Source organism: Parabacteroides sp. AM08-6, from assembly GCF_003473295.1.
Taxonomy (GTDB): Bacteria; Bacteroidota; Bacteroidia; order Bacteroidales; family Tannerellaceae; genus Parabacteroides.
Window position 1 is genome coordinate 410,823 of the sequence record NZ_QRMP01000002.1, and the last position, 22,890, is coordinate 433,712.

The window sequence follows — 22,890 nt, forward strand, 5'->3', positions numbered from 1 at the left end:
ATGCCTAATATTTCACAACGAGGAGTCAATATGCCGGCTTCTCCTATCAGAAAGCTTGTTCCGCTTGCCAATCAGGCTAAAGCTAAAGGTACTAAGGTGTATCATCTGAACATCGGGCAACCGGATTTGCCTACACCTGAAGTCGCGATGGAAGCGATGCGTCGTGTTGATCGTAAGGTTTTGGAATACTCTCCCAGTGAGGGTATCCGCAGTTTTCGTGAGAAACTGGTGAAATATTATGCGAAATTCAATATAAATGTCGATATAGACGATATTATTATTACTACCGGTGGTTCGGAAGCCGTATTTTTCTCTTTTATGGCCTGTCTGGATCCGGGAGATGAGATTATCGTGCCGGAACCGGCTTACGCGAACTATATGGCATTCGCTATTTCAAGCGGTGCGGTTATTAAAACCATTCCGTCCTCTATCGAAGAAGGATTTGCTCTTCCGTGTGTTGAAAAATTCGAGGAACTGATAACTCCGCGTACCAAAGCTATTCTGATTTGTAACCCGAATAACCCGACCGGTTATCTGTACACGCAGAAGGAAATGGATCAGATACGTGATATTGTAAAGAAATATGACCTTTTCCTTTTCTCGGATGAGGTATATCGTGAATTTTGTTATACGGGTGCTCCCTACATATCGGCCTTCCATCTGAAAGGGATAGAGAATAATGTGGTATTGGTGGACTCTGTATCTAAGCGGTATAGTGAGTGCGGTATTCGTATCGGCGCGCTTATCACGAAAAACCAAATGGTGAAGGAAAATGTTATGAAATGGTGTCAGGCTCGTCTGAGTCCGCCATTAATCGGACAGATTATAGCAGAGGCTTCATTAGATACGCCGGACGAATATATGCTGGATGTGTACAACGAATATGTCGAACGTCGTAAGTTCCTGATAGACGGATTGAACCGTATTCCCGGTTGTTATTCACCGATACCGATGGGGGCCTTTTATACGGTGGCCAAGCTTCCGGTGGATGATGCGGATAAGTTCTGCGCCTGGTGTTTGAGCGATTTCGAATATGAAGGCCAGACAGTCATGATGGCACCGGCCTCCGGCTTTTATACGACTCCAGGATTAGGAAAGAATGAAGTCCGTATTGCTTATGTATTGAAAAAAGAAGACCTGGCAAATGCACTCATAGTATTACAAAAAGCGCTGGAGGCTTATCCGGGGCGAGTCATTTAACAAATAGAGATTTGAACTTAGAATTATTTATAGCAAAAAGAATACATTTCAGCAAGGAGGGGAACCGCCAAGCGACTCCCCCCGTTGTTCGTATTGCTATGATTGGAATAGCATTGGGACTGGCGGTCATGATTCTTTCGGTAGCTATTGTCATCGGGTTCAAAAAAGAGATACGTAACAAAGTCATAGGCTTCGGTTCTCATATTCAAATCACCAATTTCGATAATAACACCTCTTTTGAGTATACGCCTATCGCAGTAAGCGATACGCTGTTGACTTATTTAAAAGCTTATCCGGGGATACGGCATGTGGAAGCATTTGCCACTAAACCGGGTATATTGAAGACAGATGAAGATTTTCAAGGAATTGTCCTGAAAGGGGTGGATGCGGATTACGATTGGACTTTTTTCCGGGATAATTTGAAAGAAGGCGAACTTCCTGTTTTCTCTTCGGATAAAACTTCCACGGAAGTGCTTATTTCCCGTTATCTGGCTGATTTATTAAAGTTGGGAGTGAGAGATTCTTTTCTGACTTATTTTGTTCAGGAAGATGTGCGTGCCCGCAAATTCCATATTACCGGTATCTATGAAACCGGCTTTGTGGATTACGATAAAATATTCGTGATTACCGATATCCGGCAAATACGCCGTTTGAATGGCTGGGATAAAGATGAAGTCAGCGGTTTGGAATTACAGGTGAATGATTATGGTAACCTGGAGCAGACTTCCGAAAATTTGTATTTCGATTTGTCTGAAAAGAAGGACCGAATGGGGAATACCTATTATACCCGCTCCATAAAAGAGATGAATCCGATGATTTTCGATTGGTTGGACGTGCAGGATATCAATGTTGTCGTTATTCTGGTACTGATACTTGCGGTTGCCGGTTTCACCATGATTTCCGGTTTGCTGATTATCATTCTTGAACGGACAAATATGATTGGCGTATTGAAGTCGCTTGGCGAAAGCAATAAAAGCATCCGGAAGATTTTCCTTTATATCTCGTTTTTTCTGATAGGAAAAGGAATGCTTTGGGGGAATGTGGTCGGAATAGCCCTTTGCCTGATACAAAAACACTTCCATGTCATTGCGTTGGAACCTTCCATTTATTATTTGGACGCAGTCCCTATCGACTTGAATCTGCTGTCTCTTATCCTTTTGAATATCGGAACATTGGTTGCATCCATGTTAATGATGCTGGCCCCATCCTGGTTGATTACCAAAATAGAGCCGGCCAAGAGTATTCGTTTTGAATAAGTATTTTCTATCAGGCTGCTCCTAACTCTCCATCCAATTCATCATTTAGTGCGTCATACATATAAGCGCATCGTGCATTTCTTTAAATTCTTGATGTATAATCGTTTTTCCCTCTGAATATCCGGTAAATGCGGATATATGCGTTGTAGGCAGGTTGTATGAGTTCCAACAATGGCAACCAGGCAGTAGCCGGTTTTTGGTGGAGGAGGAGGGAGGACCTATGGAAGATTGTCGCTTTTACGGTGAAGCGCAGTATGAGGAAGAGCCCCGCCGTCGCTGCTACCAGCCAATTCTCGGAAATACCGGTGATGATTGTTGCGACGGCAGCTATCAGGAATAAAAGGCAACAAAAACTATCCATCCGGAAAAATGCCAGTCGGCATCCTTCATAATAGTGCTGTGTGACCAGCCTGGCTACTCTCATCTCTCTCCAGATGATGTATTCTTCAATCTTGTCCATTTCCATGATACTGTCGGCCGAATATTCGACGGCGGTATTTGTCCGGTTGGCAGCTTCGTTGATAAACAAATCGTCTGCACCGGCATGGATATTCAGGGATTTGCTGTAGCCTTTGTGGTCGAAGAACAATTTCCTGCGGTAAGACATATTACGGCCGTTTCCGCTATAAGGTCGGCGCGCAAGTGCGGACGAGAGATATTGCAAACCGTTCAGCAAATTATCATATGCGATTAGTTTGTGCAGCAGCCCCGTATTGTAGTTGTATGCGCAGAAGCCAAGACGGATTTCCGTCTCCGGCGTATAATTCCGTGTCATTGTTGCAATCCATTTCGAACTGACAGGTCTACAGTCGGCTTCCGTAAAGAGCAGTATATCATGTTTGGCAGCTTTTATTCCCATTGTCAGCGCCAATTTCTTATGGCTGAGGTATTGGGTATCGACCGGTACAAAAGTATAATATAGATGCTTGTATTCGCTGGAAAAAATTTTGAGTACATCCTCACTATCCATATCAGAGCCGTCATTGACGACAATTACTTCATAATCCGGATAATCCTGCGTGAGGATGGCAGGCAGATTTTTTTGCAGTATTTCCGCTTCTCCTCGGGTATAGACGATAACTGAAACAGGAGGGAGCGAAGAACCGTTTACTGTTGCTTGTATTTGTCCCGCCCTTTTCGCAACCCGCAGGGGACGGGCATATACAACCAGATAAAAAAGTATTTGGATAAGGAATAATCCTCCGGTAATTCCGGATAGAATTATCTCCAGGGTGGAGAAGGTGAACAAATTTTCGGTCATCAATATGCTGTTTTTTTGAATATGCAAATGTACGAAAGATTATAGGAACTTCCTCATTTGGATGATAGTTCCTACATATTCAGCCCCCCCTTATCGGGAACGAGTTCAACCACTCACAAAAAGGCCAGGTCGGATATTTTACAACGTATCCGAATAATACGCCTTCGGCAATTTCCTGCAATTATATTGTGAAGCCATCACCTCGCCATAAGCACCGGCGGAGCGGAGGGCGATGAGGTCGCCGCGATGGGCTTTGTTCAGTTCCACTTCTTTGCCGAACACGTCGGATGATTCGCAGATAGGGCCTACCACGTCGTAGAGTTCCACTGCTTCGTCGCTCGATATGTTCTCGATACGATGGTAGGCATCATACATGGCCGGACGGATAAGTTCGGTGAAGCCGGCATCCAGGATGCAGAATTTTTTCGTTTCGCCTTCTTTCACATAAAGGACGCGGGAGATTAGTGAACCGCATTGGGCTACGACAGAACGGCCCGGCTCGAAATGGACCTGCTGTCTGGGACGGACTTTCAGGAGTTTGTTGATGGCAGCGAAATAATTGTCGAATGCCGGGATGGACAAGTGGTTCGGATGATAATAATCGATACCCAGTCCACCACCGAAATTGATATTCTCCAGCGTGATACCTTGCGCTTCCAGCTCATCCAGAATTTCGTTGAAACGGATGACTAAGTTGCGGAAACTGGACATGTCCGTTATCTGTGAACCGATATGGCTATGGATGCCGATTAGTTTTACGTTCTTCATGCCTTTCAAAGTATCCAGGACACTGTTCAGTTGGCTTAGGTTGATGCCGAATTTGTTTTCCTTCATCCCGGTGGTAATTTTGGCATGCGTATGTGCGTCCACTTCCGGGTTGATGCGGAGAGCGATGGAAGCAACCTTGTCTTTGGCGGCAGCCAGGCTGTTCAAGACCTCCAGTTCGGCAGCCGATTCCACGTTGAAACAGAAAATATTGTTGTCCAAGCCCAGGTTGATTTCCCAATCCGCTTTTCCGACTCCCGCATATACAATCTTACCGGCGGGGAAACCGGCGTCGAGAGCGGCTTGTATTTCGCCTCCGCTTACGCAGTCGGCCCCCAGCCCGTATTCGGCTATGGTCGACAAGATGCGGGGATTAGCGTTGGCTTTTACCGCATAGTGGACATGGTAGCCATATTTGCCGGCTTCTGTTTTCACTGTATTGAGCGTTTCTTTCAGCAACTCAATATTATAATAATAGAAAGGCGTTGTTAGAGCCTTGAATTTGTCTGTCGGAAATGTTCCTTTGAGCATATATGATATAAATTATATAAAGATAAATAAGGGCAGTCTGAATAGGCCGCCCTCTTGAATTATTTATTTGTTGTTGAATAAATGGTCGCTTAATGCTTGCAGTGCCCTCTTCTTGTCGGACGACTTGACGAGGAGCGAGACATTGTAATTGCTTCCGCCGTATGAAATCATTCGTACCGGAACATCTTTCATCGCATGGATGATGCGGGCTTCGAAACCTACATTTTCCCATTCGAGGTCGCCTACTACACAGACGATGACCATGTCTTCATCTACCGTGACGGTTCCGTATTTCTTCAGGTCGTCTACAATCTCTTCCAGGTGTTTGCGGTTGTCGATTGTGACGGAAACGCCTACTTCGGAAGTCGTCACCATGTCAATCGGAGTCTGGTAGTTTTCGAATGTTTCGAATACTTTGCGCAGGAAACCGGTGGCCAGCAGCATGCGTCCGCTCTTAATCTTGATGGAAGTAATATTGTCTTTGGCTGCAACCGCTTTGATTTTGCCCTTTTCCGTCGTGTTGGAAATCATGGTTCCGGGAGCATCCGGCTGCATGGTGTTCAGCAGGCGGACGGGTATGTTGTTCAACTTGGCCGGCAGGATACAGGTGGGGTGCAGGATTTTGGCTCCGAAATAGGCCAGTTCGGCTGCTTCCTCGAAATGCAGGTGGCGAACCGGTGAGGTATGGTCTACGATACGCGGGTCGTTGTTGTGCATGCCGTCGATGTCTGTCCATATCTGGATTTCATCGGCGTTGAGGGCTGCACCTATCAAAGAAGCACTGTAGTCGCTACCGCCACGTTGCAGGTTGTCGATTTCGCCGTAGGCATTCCGGCAAATATATCCCTGTGTGATATATAAATCCGCATCTTTGTGCTCGTTCAGCAATTTAAGAAGCTTTTCCTTGATATATACGGGGTCCGGTTCCGCATTCTTGTCCGTACGCATATATTCCAAGGCCGGAAGCAGGACGGAATGGACACCGCATTCGTTCAGGTAGAGGTTCATCATGCCTGTGGAAATCAGCTCGCCTTGTGCCAGGACGACTTTTTCTTCAAACAGCGTGAAGAGGTCTTTTGTGAACGTGCGGATATAGTCGAAATGAGATTTTATCAGTTCTTTGGCCTTCTGCTTGTATTCGTCGGTGCTGTAGAGTTCTTCAATATGGCCCGTATATTTCTGCGCCAGTTTATTGATGACCTCGTTTGCCCCGTCAGGGTTTTTCTTGTACAAATAGTCGGAAATCTCAACCAAAGAGTTGGTTGTACCCGACATGGCAGACAATACTACAATGTTGCGTTCTCCCGTAATCAGTTTTGCTACATCTTTCATTCTCTGTGCAGAACCCACAGAAGTACCGCCAAACTTTAAAATTTTCATTTTCTTATTCTATTAATTTGTTCTTCTTGTCTTTAATTGCGTGTGCAAAGTTATATAAAAAATTAATCTCCGACATCACTCAGGCAAGCATTCTCGCATTTTACTATACGTGCGGGATAATTATGTACCAGCGTGTAGTTGTGGGTGGTCATGACAACGGCTGTCCCTTTCCTGCAAATATCGTGGAGAAGTTGTACGATTTGCCCGCTTGTCTCCGGGTCCAGGTTGCCGGTCGGCTCATCCGCCAGGATGAGCGCAGGTTCGTTCAGCAAGGCGCGGGCAATGACGATGCGTTGCTGTTCGCCTCCCGAAAGTTCATGCGGCATTTTGTAGTCTTTGTCTTGCATGCCGACTTGGGAGAGGACGTTGTGGATGCGTTCGTTTATCTCGCGCTTCTTTTTCCAACCGGTCGCTTTCAGTACGAATTCGAGATTTTTAAAAACGGTACGGTCTGTGAGCAATTGGAAATCCTGGAAGACAATCCCCAGTTTCCGGCGGAGATAGGGGATGTCCTTTTGTTTCATTTTGCAAAGATTGTAATCCATCAGCCATGCGTCGCCTCCGCTGATAGGTATTTCGCAATACAAGGATTTCAACAAGCTGCTCTTACCGGAACCGACTTTCCCGATTACATACACAAATTCTCCGTTATGGAGCTTAAAAGAAGCATCGTGCAAGATGATGTTTTCTTCGCGGCAAATCTCCACGTTTTCCAGTTTGAGCAGGATTGTTTCTTCCATTGTTGTTATCCTTTATGTCTGCTTTTTAATTCGCGGGCCAAGTCTTCTATGCGAAGTCCCTTGCTGGTTAATAATACGATTAAATGGTAGATGAGGTCGGCAGACTCGTATACGAGACGGTCGTCCGTGCCGTTGGTTGCTTCGATAACGGTTTCTACAGCTTCTTCACCGACTTTCTGTGCCATGCGGTTGATGCCTTTCTGGAACAGAGTGGTCGTATAGGAACCCTCCGGCATTTCCTGGCGGCGCTGTTCGATGAAATTTTGCAAGAACTTGAAGAACATGATGTCTTCTGCGTTCTTTTCTCCGAAACAAGTGTCCGAACCTGTGTGACAAACCGGACCGGCCGGTATCGCTTTAATCAATAAGGTGTCGTTGTCGCAGTCGGCAAATATGTTTACGACCTGCAAAGTGTTGCCACTGGTTTCACCTTTCATCCACAAACGGTTTTTGGTACGGCTGAAAAATGTAACCTTCCCGGTTTCTTTTGTTTTTTCATACGCTTCTTCATTCATAAAACCTAACATCAATACTTTATTTGTATCGTTGTCCTGAACGATAGCGGGAATCAAGCCGCCCATTTTTTCAAAATCTAATTTCATCTTTTTATATAGTGTTATGTACTTATATTCTCACGTTGATACCCTCGTTGTGAAGATATTGTTTCAGTTCCCCGATACCGATTTCTCCGAAATGGAATACACTTGCGGCTAAGGCGGCATCAGCTTTTCCGAGTGCGAAAGTGTCCCGGAAATGTTCCATTTTTCCAGCTCCTCCAGATGCGATAACCGGGATGTGGAGTTTCTCAGCCAGGGTTGCCAGGGCTTCGTTGGCATAACCGTCTTTCACGCCGTCGTGTGTCATGCTGGTGAACAGGATTTCGCCGGCTCCCAGGCTTTCGGCTTCGGCAGCCCACTGGAAAAGATGTTTCTCCGTGGGGATACGTCCTCCGTTAAGGTAACAAATCCAGTCGTTGTCCTCGAAATTGGCGTCGATAGCTACCACACATACCTGACTGCCGAAGTTTTTGGCTATATCTTCAATCAGGTTCGGATTGCGCAAGGCAGCCGAATTAATGGATACTTTATCGGCTCCGGCGCTCAATAGCCGGTCTACATCCTTCAGTTCGTTGATACCTCCCCCTACGGTAAAAGGTATATCGATGTGGGCAGCTACCTTTTTCACCAGTTCCGTAAACGTTTTACGGCCCTCGTGCGAAGCGGTAATGTCCAGATATACTAATTCGTCGGCTCCCTCGCGACTGTATTGCGCACCCAGTTCCACCGGGTCGCCGGCATCGCGGAAGTTGACAAAGTTTATCCCTTTGACGGTCTTCCCATCCTTAATATCCAGACAAGGTACTATTCTTTTAGCCAGCATATTCTTTAAATGTTATCAGGTGAAACGAAGCAAATCTTTTAACTGTATTTTACCTTCGTAAATCGCTTTACCGAAGATGACAGCGGGAATACCTGCTTCTTCCAGTTTTTCAATGTCTTGAATGGAACTGACTCCTCCGCTTGCTATCAGGTAGACGAGAGGCAAAGCATCCTGTATCTCTTTGTATAGTTCGACGGCCGGACCTTGCAGCATGCCGTCGCGACTGATGTCGGTACAGATGGTTTTCGTTATCCCCTTGTCGTAATATCCCTGAATGAATGGAATCAGTTCTTTATCAGTAGTTTCCTCCCAACCGCTAATTGCTATCTTTTTTTCTTTGGCATCGGCTCCGAGTATAATCTTATCGCTTCCGAATTTGGTAATCCAGGAGGTGAATATCTCCGGGTTTTTAACGGCAATGCTACCACCGGTTATCATTTGGGCGCCGCTCTCGAAAGCGATTTCAAGGTCACCTTCCTGTTTCAGCCCTCCGCCGAAATCAATAATCAGTGAAGTGCGAGTCGCAATCCGTTCGAGCGTACGGTAATTGATAATCCTGCCTTGACGGGCTCCGTCCAGGTCTACCACATGTAAACGGCGGATGCCGTGCCCTTCAAACATTTTAGCTACTTCCAACGGGTCTTCATTGTACACTTTTTTCGTGTCATAATCGCCCTGAGTCAGACGTACGCATTTCCCGTCGATTAAATCGATAGCCGGAATAAGCTCTATCATATCACATTACAGTTTTAAAAAGTTACTTAATATCACTTCGCCCACCGAGCCGCTTTTTTCCGGATGAAACTGGGTCGCATAAAAGTTCCCTTTATGCAAAGAGGCGCTGAACGGAAGGATATATTCGGTTGTCGCTGCGGTAAATTCGTTTACCGGTACATAATAACTATGTACGAAGTAAACAAATTTGTTTTCCAATTGTGGGGTAAACAATCCCCCTTTAACATTAGTAAGAGTGTTCCAGCCCATGTGGGGTACTTTGTCTGTATGTTTCTCCGGAATAAAACGCTTTACTTCCGTATCGAAAATCCCCAGGCAGGTAGCATCTCCTTCTTCGGAATAGCGGCACATAAGTTGCATTCCCAAGCAAATACCGAGAACCGGCTGTTTCAAACTCTTAATGAGCGTATCCAGTTTATGTTCTTTCAGATACTCCATTGTCGTTTGTGCTTCCCCCACACCGGGAAAGATAACTTTGTCCGCTTTACATAACAGTTCCGGGTCGGCTGTAATGACAGGATTAATGCCGAGTCGTTTCAGTGCGTAACTGACTGAATAGATATTTCCGGCATTGTATTTGATAATGGCGACATCCATTGTTACTCCCTTTTTATATTGAGTTGCAAAACTAACAAATTATCATGACATATGGATGTCTGCTTTATGAAAAGTTGTGGAATAGATATTATTTGTGATAAACTGGCTGTATTTAGCGATTATTTGTTCTGTATGAAAATGCCACTTGCTCTGCTTTCAACAGATAAAATATATCTCACAAAATTCAAGCTTGCCACCTCTTTGCTTAGTAGCAATATGTTCATCATTTGGATGTTTTGCCATTGTATTGATACGTTAAAAAGGGTTACATGTGCGGGTAATTTATTTTACCCGCCGTATTAATCCGGTTTAGTCGCTATAGTAGTGACATTTTGATAATTGTCGATTTCCCGGAATCCTAATATGTCGGAGTTATTATGGTTGCTTTTAAAATTGTGTCATGTACTGTGGGTTTTGTACTAAGCCTGTTATGCTTTAAATCTTTTCGGGCTTGGAATAATCGTTGTCTTTTAGATAGAGTAACGTGTTGAATTACTAAAAATGTAAAAATTAAAGTGTTCATAATCAGAAGTGGTGTGGAAATAATTCAAAATATCTGATAAGAGGTATTGCACAATTCAAATAAACCTCCTACTTTTGCATCGCAATTCAGAGGAATGGCAATTTAAAAAGAAAGATTGGTGCGTTAGTTCAGTTGGTTAGAATACATGCCTGTCACGCATGGGGTCACGGGTTCGAGTCCCGTACGCACCGCAAGCAATCTTTCAATTTTTTACTTCATACATTTGGTGCGTTAGTTCAGTTGGTTAGAATACATGCCTGTCACGCATGGGGTCACGGGTTCGAGTCCCGTACGCACCGCCAGACACAAGCCAATAAAGTGTCAAAATTAAGTCAATCAGCTCTAAATTATGAATTTAGGGCTGATTTTTTTGTTGTACCTACGACAACCATCCAAACAAAAATAAAATCCAAACTTTAAAGTCTAACAACTTGAGAAACAGTCATAAGAATGCTTTATGATTCTGGTTTTATTTTTTATATGTAGTTCATTGTGAAATTCAATAATTGTTGTATGAGCTCAACTCAAGGATAAAAGAATGAAAATTTTATATCCAATATACTAAAATATCAAGTCAATATTGTATTTTTGGCTTTGTAAACTACTAATTCAGTAATACCATGGAATATCAGTTCAAGATTCAGCTTAAAGGAATAACAAAGCCTCCAGTATGGAGAAGAATCATTGTTCCGGCAGATTTTACATTTCTGAGGTTTCATTATGTGATACAAACCGTTTTCGGTTGGGATGATTATCATTTATTTGAGTTTGAGGATAAGGAATATCAAAGTAGTATTCGTATTGCAGTCCCCTCTGAGGATGATTTTGATTTCGGAGTCAAGACACAGGATGCTTCCAAAGTCAAGCTATCCCAAATATTTAGGGGGAATATCCGTAAACTTTTATATGTTTATGACTTTGGAGATAATTGGGTGCATGAAATAAGCCTGGAAGCGTTCTCAGATGACAAACGGAAAGAAGCCCTTTGCCTTTCGGGTAAGGGTAATTGTCCGCCGGAAGATTGCGGCGGTTCATGCGGATATGCGGATATGAAAAATATCTTCCAGACAATGCCTGACAGTGAAGACGCTGATAGCTACAGGGATTGGCTGGGATTGGACAAAAATGAAATCTGGGATGCTACCGCCTTTAATATCGATGAGATAAACGCAGATTTAAAACGAGTTTAATTCCTAGTTTTATAATTCTGTTCCTGTTCCATATTATATCGACATTTCATCTGCAGAAATATTCATTTTTCGGATAAAATCGCAGATGAAATGTCGCTTTTCGCAGCAATTCACTTCCCAGATTTTATTATTTAAAACATGTACCGGCTTCATAAAACAATATCGAATCAATACAATAAATGCTTTTATCGCCCTGTAGCCTGCAAATATTCCCGTTTCTTTATCTCATACTGGGTATAGACCTCCACATATTTATCACAGCTTTGTTGATAAAGAGTCTGTGCTTCTAGCAAATCACTCATTGTACAAGTACCGGCAGTGTAATAATCTGTATTCAGACGTAAGTTTTCGTTGGCCTGCTCGATTGAAAGGCGGGCTATTTGTATCTGCTTGTATGCGTCATTCAAATCGTTCCATGTATGTTGCATACGGATAACGAGCATCTGACTTTGGTCAATTTTTTGGTTTTCGGCGTTACGTACCTGAAGTTTTTGCCTTTTGATGTCATGAGAGCCTCCCCACCAACCGGAAAGAGGTACACTGACCGTAGCGAATCCCATCCAAAAAGACTGATTCTTGCCCATCAGGTTGTCGTACATATAACCGCCTCCAAGAGCTATTGTCGGCAGGTTTTTACCTATTGACATTTTGTACTGCAAATTATTCGCTTTAACCTGCTGTTCCAGCAAACGGTATTCATCAGTTAGTATGAGGGACTTTTGTGGTTCCCGGTACAGCATGTCCGGCCCGTCGGGCAAAGTATCACTAGTCGTAAATTCCACATCTACACTGTCCGCCGGATGTCCGATGTATTGTGCCAGCATACTGCGTAAAAGTGAAAGGTTGTTCTCTATCTGTATACGTCCGCTTTTCGTTTCATTGCAACGAAGCTGTACCTGCAATAAATCATTGCGGGTAGTCAGTCCTGCACTGACAGAGTTTTCCACATCGTTTAGTATTTGGGCTAACTGTTGTTCCACTTTACTGATGGTATTTAGTTTTTCCTTAAGCATGACCACTTGCCAGAAATACTGTTCGGTAGTCAGCCGTACTTCATTTTCAGAAAGTTTTTGCTGTAGGCGGTTTACTTCGACATCTACTCTGGCCAGTTTATTGCCGTTGATGATTTGACCGCCGGTAAAAAGGGGCAAAGCGGCAGAAACTCCGCCAACTATTCCGTCTTTTAGCATGGACATGTTTTGTCCGGGTGCCATTTCCATCTGCACGAGTCCCTTGTTTGCGATGAAACCGCCTCCCGTTGCACTCAGAGAAGGAAAATATTTGGTAAAGGCTTCCTTCTTGCCTTGTTCGGCCATACCTATGTTATTGACGGCATTTTTCATGCGCACATTGTTGGAAAGTGCTTCCCTGACACATTCGTCCAAAGTGTACGTATGCTGGGCGGAAACCGGAGCCAGCCATGCGCATAGCAGTGACAAAAAAAGTATGGATTGATATTTCTTTCTTTTCATATTCATTTTCGTAATTTGTTGATTATATTATTAGGCTTGTTCTATCAGTTCACGTTTAGCACGCTTCTTGCTACTTCCACGGAATATCAGCAGATAACTGATTGGCAGAACGGTAAGCAGGAATATCATTGTAATGAGTGTGCCATAACAGATGACGGTACCCATCGGCATCCATAAGCCGCTTTTGCTCAGAATCATCGGAATAACGCCCATAGAAGCGGCTGCCGAAGTCAGAAAAATAGGACGCATACGACGACGTGCGGAATGGTAGATGGCATCGCGTACGCAAAGCCGTTCATTGCTGCGGAGTTCCTCGGCATAGTCTATCATGATGATTCCGTTACGTACAATGATACCCATCAGGCTAATGATTCCAAGTGTACAAGTCATACTGAAATCAACTCCCTGTACCAAGACTCCGATAGCTGTACCGAATACACAAAGTGACATGCTGGCAAAAATAAGCAGTGCAATGCTGATGCTTTTAAAATGGCCTATCAGTATGAACAGGATGATAACCGTAGCGATAGCCAGTGCGCTCATGATGAATGGAAGGTTCTCGTTGTCCTGTTCCCGGTCGCCCCCGAGTTCCAGGCTTACGCCTTCTGGCAACGGTATGGATTTAAGCTCTTCTTCCAGTTTGTTTATAAAAGCTGCAGTATTCACATCCCGGCGGACATCAGACATGACCGTAATAGTATAGACTCCGTTCCTGCGTACAATCTGCCCGTTTTCGCTGACTGGTCTGACTTCCGCAATCTGGCGTAGAGGTACGGAGGACAGTCCGCCGGCAACGGGAATTAATTCGTTTTTCAGGTCGGAATAATCTGCACAGTCAGCCTTGTTGCTTTTCAAGGTGACAGGAATGTTGTAGTCCCCTTCCCATACATTGGTAACAGGGATGCCGCTGCCATAGCGCATGGCCAGTGTTGTCTCCAGCAAAGCATTGTTGATACCTAGCCGTGCAGCCTCGTTCTCTTTCAGTACGAGACGGGCGGTCGTCTGCGGATTGCCGAAGTCGGTCTGTGCCAACTGAACTTCCGGCATGCTGCGTAGAAAAGACAGGTATTGTTCCGCCACAATTTTCAGGGAATCCTGATTACTTCCGCTCAACCGTAACTCTATCGGATAGACGGCCTGGCTATAACTTAACTGCTTGAAACGTACCATCGCTTCCGGAAAAGCGTTTGTATATTTAGGGTCATATTCGTTCAGCAGTTCAAGAGTTGCCTGATTTCCGGTCGTGTTCACAATAAACTGTGCATAGTTAGTTCCTGCCAGTTGGGGGGCATAAGCCGTATGGAAACGGGGAGAAGAACAGCCGATAAATGAGGTGACGGATAGAACACGCGAATCGTTTCGCAGTATATGTTCCACGCTGTCGGCTACTTCCGCTGTCTTTTCCACTGCCGAGCCTGTGGGTAAATAGATTTCTACCGCAAACTGGTTGCGGTCGGCAGTCGGCATCAGTTTCTGCGGAAGATTGCCCAGCAGAATAACACCGACGACGATAGAAGCAACACCCGTACCTACCGTGACATAAGGATGTGCAAAACAGGCATCCAACAGTTTGCTGTAGTAGTTCTGTAACAAATCAAGAAACGAAAATCCTCTCTTTTCTGCCTTAATGGGTTTACGGATGAACCAGAACTGCATAAATGGAACCAACAGTATTGCTATCATCAATGAAATGGCCAATACCAGCGTGATGGACCACGGGAAGCATAGCAGGAAATCATGTAGCATGCCCGTCATCACGAAAAGGAACGGAAAGAAAGTAATGCTAATGGCCAGCGTAGCCGAGAAGATGGATTTGAAGAAGTGCGTAGCACTCTGTATGGAGGCATGCCAGCGTGAAACGCCTTCACCCAGATTTTCCAGATAATTGTCAATGATAACGATGGAGTTATCCACAATCATTCCTAATGTTACCACCAGTCCGGCTAGCGTTACCGTATTCAGTTCGATGCCGAAAGCATGGAACAACCCTAATGAAATAAATATGGTAATAGGAATGGTAGATGCTGCAACCAATGCCACACGCAGGGGCATCAGAAGCATCACTACGATGACTACTGCAACGATGGCAATCAGCAGTTCGTGGAGGAAGTTGTTCACACTGTCGCCCACCACCTGAGACTGGTCGGTGATACGATACATATTGACTTCCGAAGGAAGTTCACGGTTGAACTCTTCCAATGCTTTGTCAATCTGCTTGCCCATTTGAACGATGTTCTTCCCTTTCTTCATCTCCACACTGAGCAGGATACATTTTTTCCCATTATTGGTGATATAGCTGTCGGTATGGGGATATTCTTTCATTACGTCAGCCACATCCTTCAGACGTACATTGTGTCCGGAAGCATCGGTATAGACAATCTGTTCTTGTACATCATATACGGTATTAAACGATTGGGCTACATGTACGGGCAGCACATATTTCGTAGTTTGCACGCGTCCTCCCGTCGTAACGAACCCTTTTGCAAAAAGTGTTGCCGCTAGCAGTTGGTCGTTTAGCCCATATTTAGATAATTTCGCATGATTCAAGTAAATAGAAATTTGCTCTTTCTGCATGCCGCTTACAGTCATACGACCGATACTGTTGATGCGGCGAAGGCGGTTTTGCAAATCGTCCATATAGTCATTTAGTTCCCGGTACGTTTTATCTTGGCTCTCCATTGTAATGAGCAAAGCAGATGTATCTCCGAAATCATCCATTACCTGTACGGCGAGTACGTTGGAAGGCAGTTGTGCCTTGAATACGGAAACTCCATGTTTGAACTTACTCCAGAATTCGTCTTTGTTATTCAGTTCGTCATTCAGTTCCACCTGGATGAAAGTCATTCCATCTCGTGTAGTAGAGAAAGTTTTTTCTTTCTTTACTTCTTTGTACGAGAAAATATAGTTTTCCAATGGTTTTGTCACCTGTTCCACCATTTCATCAACAGTGTTTCCCGGTGCTGCGGCAACAACCATTCCCTGGCGTATGGTGAAGTCCGGGAATTCATTCTTACGCATCTCCGGTAAACTGTAAATACCGAAAGCCACCAGGCAGCACACCACCAGAATGACTATCTGGCGGTAGTGCATCGCCCATTCTACAATATTACGTTTCTTTTCCATTTCCGTATTCATTATAAAGTTACCGGAGTGCCTTCACAAACTTTCTGCTGGCCTTCCACAATGACTTCGTCTCCCTCTTCCAGACCGGAAATTACCGTTATTCCCTGCGCTGTAAATTCCCCACAAGTGATGATACGTTTGGTCGCCTTTCCGTTTTCCTTCACCCACACAAAAGAACGATTCCTTTCATCCAATTGTACGACATTGGCAGGGAGTATATGTGAGGCGGCATTGTCCTCTTGGGTGAGTGTTACTTCTGCCACCATACCGGGCATCAAATCTTCTCCGGTATTCTTAACGCATATCTTCACGTCATACGAACGTGACAATGGATTGGCCACAATTCCTTTTTCCGTAACGTCTCCAACAAACAGCTTTCCACCTAATGCGGGAACTTTGATGGTGGCTCTCTGGCGAAGAGCAATGCCCGCAATTTCTGTCTCGGGAACTGCTATTTTTACATTTAGCTGTTCAGCCGTCACCAATTTGACAACAGGCATTCCGGGAACTACATTCTGTCCCACTTCTGCCACTTTTTCGGCAATAACACCACTATAGGGAGCGTAAAGTTTGCAATCCTCCAGGTTCTTACGGGCAATCTCCTCCATGGAGCGTGCCTGCTGTACTTTACTTTGTATTTCCACCCATTTGACTTCGGCCAGGCTACCCTTGTCATGCAGCTCTTTCATCCTGCGGTAAGCATCTTCTGCCTGTTCCAGGGAAGACTTTGCTGCGCTATAACTGCTTTGCATGGATGCAGAATCGACAGTGGCAATCAATGTCCCTTTACGCACGTGGTCGCCAAGTCTCACATGTAGTTTTTTTACTGTTCCCATCACAGGGAAACTGAGTGAAGTGTTACTCGCTTCTTCTACTGTTCCGGAAAAAGTTCCTTTTTCGGACAGTACGGAAGATGCCGTTTGGATAGTTTTTACTTTTACCGGACCGGGCAGTTGTGAACTACTGTCTTTTTCCTGATGACAACTGCTTAAAACAAGAGGCAGGACCATAAAAACGTAACAGATTGTTTTCATACTTTCTTTGTCTTTTTTTATCTTTATAGAAAATTTGACTGCAAAAGAATGGTGTTTTGGAAGATAAATAAATACTTGCATTTCTTCAAAAGTGTCTGAATTGTCATATTTGAAAAGCGGATAGAGGATATCGAACACTATGTGGGAAAAATAGAACACTACCGATTCGGAAAAAATCGGTTACTTCGCAATCAAAAAAGAACACAGATGGAAAAAGATAAAAATACAATTTCGCATAATGTAGACTTGAAGAATATCCTGTCAGAAGGGTGTGCTTATCATGATGACAATATTACGATGATAGACCGATTACAGAATATCCATGCCAAACATCTAATGAAAACGGATGCGTATGTTGTTGTACTATGCCTGAAGGGGAAAGGTTCCTTTTGTATGGATAACACACCTTATACCATTAATGAAAACGATTTACTTATCTGCCATCCAAATGTCATACTGGAAAACGCCATGGTCAGTGTAAATTTTGAGTGTCGTGGTTTTATTTTCTCATCGCAATATGTCCAGCAGCAGAACATCATCTCAAATGAAAGCTGGAATCTGAGAATGCTCCTTGAAAAGTATCCTATTCTTTCTCTGATACCGAGAGAAGTAAATGCCTTTATGCAGTATTATGACCTGCTCCGGTCTAAGTTGATTGATCCTCCTCATAAATATCAGGAAGAATTGATAAGTGCCATACTACAAGCATTCTCTTATGATTTTTACAGGATTCAAGAACGTTTTACACAGCAGGTTCCGCAAAATATGCTCTGTTCTGCTGAAATTCTATTCAAAAAATTCATTAACTTGCTCTCCACCTTCTCGCCTAGAGAACGTAAGGTCAAATTTTATGCAGATAAGTTGTTTATCTCTCCAAAATATTTGTCTAGTGTCTGCAAAGCTCAAAGTGGGTATACGGTTTCTGTATTAATTAATCAGTTTGTTGTTAAAGACATAGAGTTTATGCTTAAACAACCTGATAAAAGTATCAAGGATATTGTCAATGAGATAAATTTCCCGAATATTTCTTTTTTCGGAAAGTATGTCAGAACACATTTTGGAATGTCTCCCCGGGAATACAGACTCAAGTTGCTTGGTAGAACGACATCGAAAATATCGCAATCCGAAGATAATGAAAAGTAAATTTGCCTGACCGCAACTTTATATTTCATTCATCAAGGACAACGTTGGTAGTACCGTCCGATTTTTTCACTAAATAAACATATTTTCTAATTGCGGGGTTCTTAATATTATAAACTTCTTTATCATTTACCTTCCAAGATATAATGTTGCTGGCATAATAAAGTCCGTTGTCGACTTTATGATCCTGATATTGAAAAGTTACATCCATCCTGTCGGCTACTCCTTTATAATATACATAAAATGTATAATTGCTGCGTCTCGAGTCCCCAAAAGCATAAGTGAAGAACTCATATAACCCTTTGTTCTCGTTGAAGAGAATGCTGTTGTATTCGTTATTGTAGCGACTGTTTTTGTATAAAGATTCTATAACAGGTTGGGAATCCAATTGTTCTAAACTACTGACCGGCAACGTGCTGTAATCTTCCGGATCAATCAAGTCATTGCCATCCTCATCTACATAAAAAAATCTCAATACATTGCCGGTATGGAACGGAGCGCCATCGGGCATACTGTCATACCACTTATCGTTGTCATCATCATTACAGCTAACAAAGCTAAGCGTTCCAAAGAATAATACTAATATTCCGAAAATAAAATTAGTTTTCATCTGTACATTTATTTAAGTTGAATCTCTCCCTGATATTATAAAATACGTATATAGTCAATCGCCGGCATCGGACCGGATGGATTGCTCAAAGAGATGGAGTTTTGTCCGGCTTTCAGGTCGATGTCGAGTGAAAGGGTTGCGGTAGTCCCCGGGGCGATAACCGGTAATTTGCGGGTGGCTACAGGCTGTGCGTTGATACTGATAGTGATGCTCTGAGGTGCATCTGCGTCGGGCATGGCATAGACGATGTCTAAATGACAATTTCCACCATTGGTCCTATAGACATTCGTCCATTGAATATTGTTATCATTACTGAAACCTAACCATTCGACTCCCACGCCACCACTATAATATGGACGCTTGACAAAGATAGCAGTTCGGGCAACTTGATGATTGACAAGTTCCTGATAGGCCCCGAGGTATGCTGTTTCAGCCTCATAGATGCTACGTTCGGTACGTTGTTCTGTTGTCAGGGCATAAATTCGAGTTCCATGCGCCGGGACGAGAACGGAAAGAGAATCATTGGTAATGTTGATATTGTCAGCGTTCGGAGATACATTTTGACGTTCATACAAATCACGTATGGCCGTGAGTTTTTTTAGGCAAATATCTGCAAGGCTTAAGGTGATACGAGTAGCCTGGTCGGTAGGGTTGTAAAAAGCCACTGCCCGGCGATTGCCGTTCGGCTGTTCGATATCTTTGACTAAAACGTAGCATTCGTCTGTATGGCTCACTACGTATGCCTGCTGGTGAGGTGCTTGCTGATTGAGTGCGATAAGTTCCGGATTGGAAAGTAGCGTGAGTGTGGCAGGCTGGATGGTCGTTATGTCGCAACCGATGAGTAGTGGCGAGCACATCATACACCATAGTCCGAAATGCGTCCTATCTTCTTCTTCTGTCATTCCACGTCCCACTTCCAGCATGTCCATATCATTGTAATGTCCTTCCGAGGCAAAGGCGGAAAGATAGAGATTTTGATGGATAATATCTTTTACGGACCCCCATGAGGGCGAAATGTCGTGTGAGATACGCCAAGAGTCGGCTACTTGGCTGACCCATGTACCGGGATAGTCCCAACGGCAGACGTTCAGACGTACGTCTTTTTTGCCTGTTTTATTGATGGCATCCCGGATAGCAGTGTAACGTTCGCGTTCGGAGAGTTGCAACTGTTCTGCATTTTGCTTGGCATCTCCGCCGCAGAAATCTACTTTGATGAAATCGAAGCCGAGCTGGCGGAAAAAGAAGTCGGCATCCTGTTGGTCGTGTCCATACATTCCCACGCCTACTCCCGATTTGTCCGCATCCCAAAACGACCCGCATGTGTTACATCCGGCATCGCTATAAATTCCGGCTTTCAACCCAAGTTGGTGGATGTGTTGTACAACCGGTTTCAATCCCCGTGGAAACCGCTCTGCGTGAATGAGCAACTGCCCTTCTTTATCACGTCCTCCGAAATACCCATCGTCAATATTGATGTATTTGTATCCAACTGTATGTAACCCTGTGCCGATTAAAGCATCCGCTTGACTACAGATGAGCGAGTCGTTGATGTTGACGCGGTAAGTATTCCATGAACTCCAGCCCATAAGCGGAGAGTTTTGAGCTTGTACCATGACGGATGAAGCAACAAAAATCAGGGTAATGATATGGTGAAATTTTGTCATTGTGTAACAGATTTTATTTAAGTCACAAAGATATACAAATCAGCTTAAAATAGGTAATCTTTTTTACCCAAACAAATAGTGCCTTTTGAAGAAGCAGAACGGAATATTCATCCGTATGATTGATAGATAATGCGCAAATCTGAAAGATTTTAAATCAGAATTTAAACCGCTTGTTTGCTACATATTCGTTTAATTTGCATAAAACATGTATCACCTTAAATTACAGTGTATGAAAAAGATTGGAATATTAATATTGTTTTTTCAATTTGTAGGTTTGTTTCTGCTGAAAGCGGAAGTAAAAGTTGCCGGATTATTTGGGAACAACATGGTACTTCAACGTGAGCGGCCCGTTAAAATATGGGGACAGGCTGATAAAAACGAGATGGTTGAGGTCAGTTTCAAAGAGCAGACGCTCAAAACACGTGCAAACAGGAAGGGGGAATGGCAGGTTACACTTGCCCCGATGTCGCATGGTGGTCCTTATAGCCTGGAGGTAAAAGGTAAAAATAATACGATTCGGTATGATAATATATTGGTCGGAGATGTCTGGTTGTGTAGCGGGCAGTCCAACATGGAATGGGTGGTTTCTTTGGCTGGAAATGCGCAGCAGGAGATAGAAGATGCTGACTATCCGATGATACGTTCTTTGAATGTTCCGAAGTCGTTGCATGTTATTCCACAACAAGAGACTCAGGGCTCATGGGATGTTTGCAGTCCTTCGACTGTCGGAAATTTCTCGGCTGTAGCCTATTTTTATGCTCGTGAGCTTTATCGTAAATTAGGGATACCTATCGGAATTATCAATTCTTCTTGGGGAGGAACTGTAATAGAGGCTTGGATAAGTCCTGATGTATATGAAGCTCTTCCTGCAGATGTACAGCGCCCGGAAGATACCGGAATGTTGGAAAGTATCCGGAAATATATGAAAGCCAATAAAGGGAAGACGATGAAGGATTATCAGGAAGCTGTTGCGGTGGATAAAGGTATGACCGGAAAATGGTATGCCGAGGCAACGGATGTTTCCTCTTGGGATGAAATGCAAATACCGCAAGAATGGGGTACAACGCCATTGGCTGCAGTAGACGGGCATGTTTGGTTCCGGTTGGATTTTACACTTCCGGAAGCAAATGCCGGTAAACCGGCAGTATTGCATCTTGGCAGGATAGACGATAATGATATTTCCTGGGTGAACGGAAAAGAGGTGGGCTACACAAACGGATATGGTGAAGAACGTATCTATAATATACCCGCGGGACTCTTAAAAGCAGGTAAGAATAGTGTCACGGTCAGAGTGACGGATGATATGGGACCGGGCGGTTTTATCGGTGAAGCAAAAGACGTGTATCTGGAAATAGGTGCGCAGAATGTCTCTTTGGCAGGAAAATGGAAATATAATCCTTCTTTGGTGAATGAGTCTTTTCATAAGGCAAGCCTGAGCCCTAATACCATTCATTCCTCTCTTTATAATTCAATGATTCATCCTTTTACACAATTCCCGATAAAAGGTGCTATCTGGTATCAGGGGGAATCGAATACCGATATGCCGATAGCTTATCAGACTTTATTCCCGGCTCTTATCAATGACTGGCGTGATAAGTGGGGATATGAATTTCCTTTCTATTGGGTGCAACTTGCTAATTTTATGGAAAAAGACTTAGTTCCGGTGGAAAGTGGCTGGTCCGGTGTACGGGATGCGCAACAAATGACTCTTTCTCTTCCTCAAACGGGTCAAGCTGTTATTATTGATATAGGCGAAGCGGGTAATATCCATCCGGCAAATAAACAGGAAGTTGGACGCCGTCTGGCTTTGAATGCTTTTAATAAGACGTATGGATATCGTGATGTTATTTTTTCAGGTCCTACGGTGGCTTCTATTGAAAAGAAAGGGGATAAGGTATTGCTGACTTTTGATACGCATGGCTCGGCATTGGATGTAAAGAATAAGTACGGATTTATTGAAGGATTTACTTTGGCCGGTGCAGATGGTAAATATGAGTGGGCGAAAGCGTGGATTGATAATGGAAAGGTTGTTGTATGGAGCGAAAAAGTTCCGGCTCCGGCATTTATCCGGTATGGATGGGGAAATAATCCGGATGTAAATCTTTTTAATAAAGAGGGATTACCGGCTTCTCCTTTTAGTACGGCTATTGGAAAGTAAGAGCTTCAATTAATCAGATAGTTGTGTCGAAAATAAAAAAGCACCTGTTCGTTTTAGAAAACGAATGGGTGCTTTTCTTTATTTTCACTCAACAGGGCAAACGCATTAGGAATAAAAATCAAAAGCCCCTT

General features: G+C 43.8%; 18 protein-coding genes and 2 tRNA genes. 7 read left to right on the forward strand and 13 right to left on the reverse strand.

The window, feature by feature from the left end; translation table 11 throughout:
• Both DW103_RS03430 and DW103_RS03435 read left to right on the forward strand, forming a co-directional pair.
• Nucleotides 1-1,200 (forward strand): pyridoxal phosphate-dependent aminotransferase, encoded by a 1,200-nt coding sequence (locus tag DW103_RS03430; RefSeq protein WP_122274247.1) that lies wholly within the window; start codon nt 1-3, stop codon nt 1,198-1,200.
• Between the two features lie 11 nt (nt 1,201-1,211).
• The gene (locus tag DW103_RS03435; protein WP_122274248.1) at nt 1,212-2,456 is read left to right on the forward strand and encodes an FtsX-like permease family protein; all 1,245 of its coding nucleotides are present in this window, start codon (nt 1,212-1,214) and stop codon (nt 2,454-2,456) included.
• 82 nt (nt 2,457-2,538) lie between these two features.
• Here DW103_RS03435 and DW103_RS03440 read toward each other — a convergent pair whose 3' ends face one another.
• From DW103_RS03440 to hisH, 8 genes are all read right to left on the reverse strand, one after another.
• A complete protein-coding gene (locus DW103_RS03440; protein ID WP_122274249.1) occupies nt 2,539-3,717 on the reverse strand; it encodes a glycosyltransferase in 1,179 nt (392 codons plus the stop codon).
• A 138-nt stretch (nt 3,718-3,855) separates the two neighbouring features.
• Nucleotides 3,856-5,013: a diaminopimelate decarboxylase gene (gene lysA, locus DW103_RS03445; RefSeq protein WP_122274250.1), complete on the reverse strand. Its 1,158-nt coding sequence runs from the start codon at nt 5,011-5,013 to the stop codon at nt 3,856-3,858.
• 63 nt (nt 5,014-5,076) lie between these two features.
• A complete protein-coding gene (locus DW103_RS03450; RefSeq protein ID WP_122274251.1) occupies nt 5,077-6,393 on the reverse strand; it encodes an aspartate kinase in 1,317 nt (438 codons plus the stop codon).
• A 62-nt stretch (nt 6,394-6,455) separates the two neighbouring features.
• Nucleotides 6,456-7,133: a cell division ATP-binding protein FtsE gene (locus tag DW103_RS03455; protein WP_122274252.1), complete on the reverse strand. Its 678-nt coding sequence runs from the start codon at nt 7,131-7,133 to the stop codon at nt 6,456-6,458.
• A 5-nt stretch (nt 7,134-7,138) separates the two neighbouring features.
• Nucleotides 7,139-7,735, reverse strand: coding sequence for a bifunctional phosphoribosyl-AMP cyclohydrolase/phosphoribosyl-ATP diphosphatase HisIE (gene hisIE, locus DW103_RS03460; RefSeq protein WP_122274253.1), 597 nt, complete (start codon nt 7,733-7,735; stop codon nt 7,139-7,141).
• Between the two features lie 22 nt (nt 7,736-7,757).
• The gene (hisF, locus tag DW103_RS03465) at nt 7,758-8,513 is read right to left on the reverse strand and encodes an imidazole glycerol phosphate synthase subunit HisF (protein ID WP_122274254.1); all 756 of its coding nucleotides are present in this window, start codon (nt 8,511-8,513) and stop codon (nt 7,758-7,760) included.
• A gap of 15 nt (nt 8,514-8,528) precedes the next feature.
• Nucleotides 8,529-9,248, reverse strand: a complete 720-nt coding sequence (gene hisA / locus DW103_RS03470) for a 1-(5-phosphoribosyl)-5-[(5-phosphoribosylamino)methylideneamino]imidazole-4-carboxamide isomerase (RefSeq protein WP_122274255.1) — start codon at nt 9,246-9,248, stop codon at nt 8,529-8,531.
• Nucleotides 9,249-9,254: 6 nt separating this feature from the next.
• Entirely contained in the window at nt 9,255-9,845 is a 591-nt protein-coding gene (gene hisH / locus DW103_RS03475; RefSeq protein WP_122274256.1) for an imidazole glycerol phosphate synthase subunit HisH, read from the reverse strand.
• A 640-nt stretch (nt 9,846-10,485) separates the two neighbouring features.
• On the opposite strand from hisH, the gene DW103_RS03485 reads away from it, so the two are divergent.
• From DW103_RS03485 to DW103_RS03495, 3 genes are all read left to right on the forward strand, one after another.
• Nucleotides 10,486-10,559, forward strand: a tRNA-Asp gene (locus tag DW103_RS03485).
• Between the two features lie 34 nt (nt 10,560-10,593).
• Nucleotides 10,594-10,670: transfer RNA gene (locus DW103_RS03490), tRNA-Asp, on the forward strand.
• Between the two features lie 318 nt (nt 10,671-10,988).
• Nucleotides 10,989-11,558 carry a plasmid pRiA4b ORF-3 family protein gene (locus DW103_RS03495; RefSeq protein WP_122274258.1) on the forward strand — a complete coding sequence of 190 codons (570 nt, stop codon included), beginning with the start codon at nt 10,989-10,991 and terminating at the stop codon, nt 11,556-11,558.
• Between the two features lie 185 nt (nt 11,559-11,743).
• Here DW103_RS03495 and DW103_RS03500 read toward each other — a convergent pair whose 3' ends face one another.
• The 3 genes from DW103_RS03500 to DW103_RS03510 are packed head-to-tail and all read right to left on the reverse strand — an operon-like array spanning nt 11,744 to nt 17,187.
• Nucleotides 11,744-13,030, reverse strand: a complete 1,287-nt coding sequence (locus tag DW103_RS03500) for a TolC family protein (RefSeq protein ID WP_122274288.1) — start codon at nt 13,028-13,030, stop codon at nt 11,744-11,746.
• A 30-nt stretch (nt 13,031-13,060) separates the two neighbouring features.
• The gene (locus DW103_RS03505) at nt 13,061-16,153 is read right to left on the reverse strand and encodes an efflux RND transporter permease subunit (RefSeq protein WP_122274289.1); all 3,093 of its coding nucleotides are present in this window, start codon (nt 16,151-16,153) and stop codon (nt 13,061-13,063) included.
• An 11-nt stretch (nt 16,154-16,164) separates the two neighbouring features.
• A complete protein-coding gene (locus DW103_RS03510; protein WP_122274290.1) occupies nt 16,165-17,187 on the reverse strand; it encodes an efflux RND transporter periplasmic adaptor subunit in 1,023 nt (340 codons plus the stop codon).
• A gap of 207 nt (nt 17,188-17,394) precedes the next feature.
• Here DW103_RS03510 and DW103_RS03515 point away from each other — a divergent pair, with 207 nt between their 5' ends.
• Nucleotides 17,395-18,330, forward strand: coding sequence for a helix-turn-helix transcriptional regulator (locus tag DW103_RS03515; RefSeq protein ID WP_122274291.1), 936 nt, complete (start codon nt 17,395-17,397; stop codon nt 18,328-18,330).
• A 25-nt stretch (nt 18,331-18,355) separates the two neighbouring features.
• On the opposite strand, the gene DW103_RS03520 is transcribed toward DW103_RS03515, so the two are convergent.
• Together DW103_RS03520 and DW103_RS03525 are read right to left on the reverse strand one after the other, a co-directional pair.
• The gene (locus DW103_RS03520) at nt 18,356-18,937 is read right to left on the reverse strand and encodes a hypothetical protein (protein WP_122274259.1); all 582 of its coding nucleotides are present in this window, start codon (nt 18,935-18,937) and stop codon (nt 18,356-18,358) included.
• A 35-nt stretch (nt 18,938-18,972) separates the two neighbouring features.
• Nucleotides 18,973-20,601 carry an alpha-galactosidase gene (locus DW103_RS03525; protein WP_122274260.1) on the reverse strand — a complete coding sequence of 543 codons (1,629 nt, stop codon included), beginning with the start codon at nt 20,599-20,601 and terminating at the stop codon, nt 18,973-18,975.
• Between the two features lie 229 nt (nt 20,602-20,830).
• Between DW103_RS03525 and DW103_RS03530 the strand changes: the two genes are divergently transcribed.
• Nucleotides 20,831-22,759, forward strand: coding sequence for a sialate O-acetylesterase (locus DW103_RS03530; RefSeq protein ID WP_122274261.1), 1,929 nt, complete (start codon nt 20,831-20,833; stop codon nt 22,757-22,759).
• Nucleotides 22,760-22,890: the final 131 nt, after the last annotated feature.

Coding starts and splice junctions, on each gene's coding strand:
- DW103_RS03430 (WP_122274247.1), top strand. CDS start 1: ATGCCTAATATTTCACAACGAGGAGTCAATATGCCGGCTTCTCCTATC.
- DW103_RS03440 (WP_122274249.1), bottom strand. CDS start 3,717: ATGACCGAAAATTTGTTCACCTTCTCCACCCTGGAGATAATTCTATCC.
- lysA (WP_122274250.1), bottom strand. CDS start 5,013: ATGCTCAAAGGAACATTTCCGACAGACAAATTCAAGGCTCTAACAACG.
- DW103_RS03450 (WP_122274251.1), bottom strand. CDS start 6,393: ATGAAAATTTTAAAGTTTGGCGGTACTTCTGTGGGTTCTGCACAGAGA.
- DW103_RS03455 (WP_122274252.1), bottom strand. CDS start 7,133: ATGGAAGAAACAATCCTGCTCAAACTGGAAAACGTGGAGATTTGCCGC.
- hisIE (WP_122274253.1), bottom strand. CDS start 7,735: ATGAAATTAGATTTTGAAAAAATGGGCGGCTTGATTCCCGCTATCGTT.
- hisF (WP_122274254.1), bottom strand. CDS start 8,513: ATGCTGGCTAAAAGAATAGTACCTTGTCTGGATATTAAGGATGGGAAG.
- hisA (WP_122274255.1), bottom strand. CDS start 9,248: ATGATAGAGCTTATTCCGGCTATCGATTTAATCGACGGGAAATGCGTA.
- hisH (WP_122274256.1), bottom strand. CDS start 9,845: ATGGATGTCGCCATTATCAAATACAATGCCGGAAATATCTATTCAGTC.
- DW103_RS03495 (WP_122274258.1), top strand. CDS start 10,989: ATGGAATATCAGTTCAAGATTCAGCTTAAAGGAATAACAAAGCCTCCA.
- DW103_RS03500 (WP_122274288.1), bottom strand. CDS start 13,030: ATGAAAAGAAAGAAATATCAATCCATACTTTTTTTGTCACTGCTATGC.
- DW103_RS03505 (WP_122274289.1), bottom strand. CDS start 16,153: ATGGAAAAGAAACGTAATATTGTAGAATGGGCGATGCACTACCGCCAG.
- DW103_RS03510 (WP_122274290.1), bottom strand. CDS start 17,187: ATGAAAACAATCTGTTACGTTTTTATGGTCCTGCCTCTTGTTTTAAGC.
- DW103_RS03515 (WP_122274291.1), top strand. CDS start 17,395: ATGGAAAAAGATAAAAATACAATTTCGCATAATGTAGACTTGAAGAAT.
- DW103_RS03520 (WP_122274259.1), bottom strand. CDS start 18,937: ATGAAAACTAATTTTATTTTCGGAATATTAGTATTATTCTTTGGAACG.
- DW103_RS03525 (WP_122274260.1), bottom strand. CDS start 20,601: ATGACAAAATTTCACCATATCATTACCCTGATTTTTGTTGCTTCATCC.
- DW103_RS03530 (WP_122274261.1), top strand. CDS start 20,831: ATGAAAAAGATTGGAATATTAATATTGTTTTTTCAATTTGTAGGTTTG.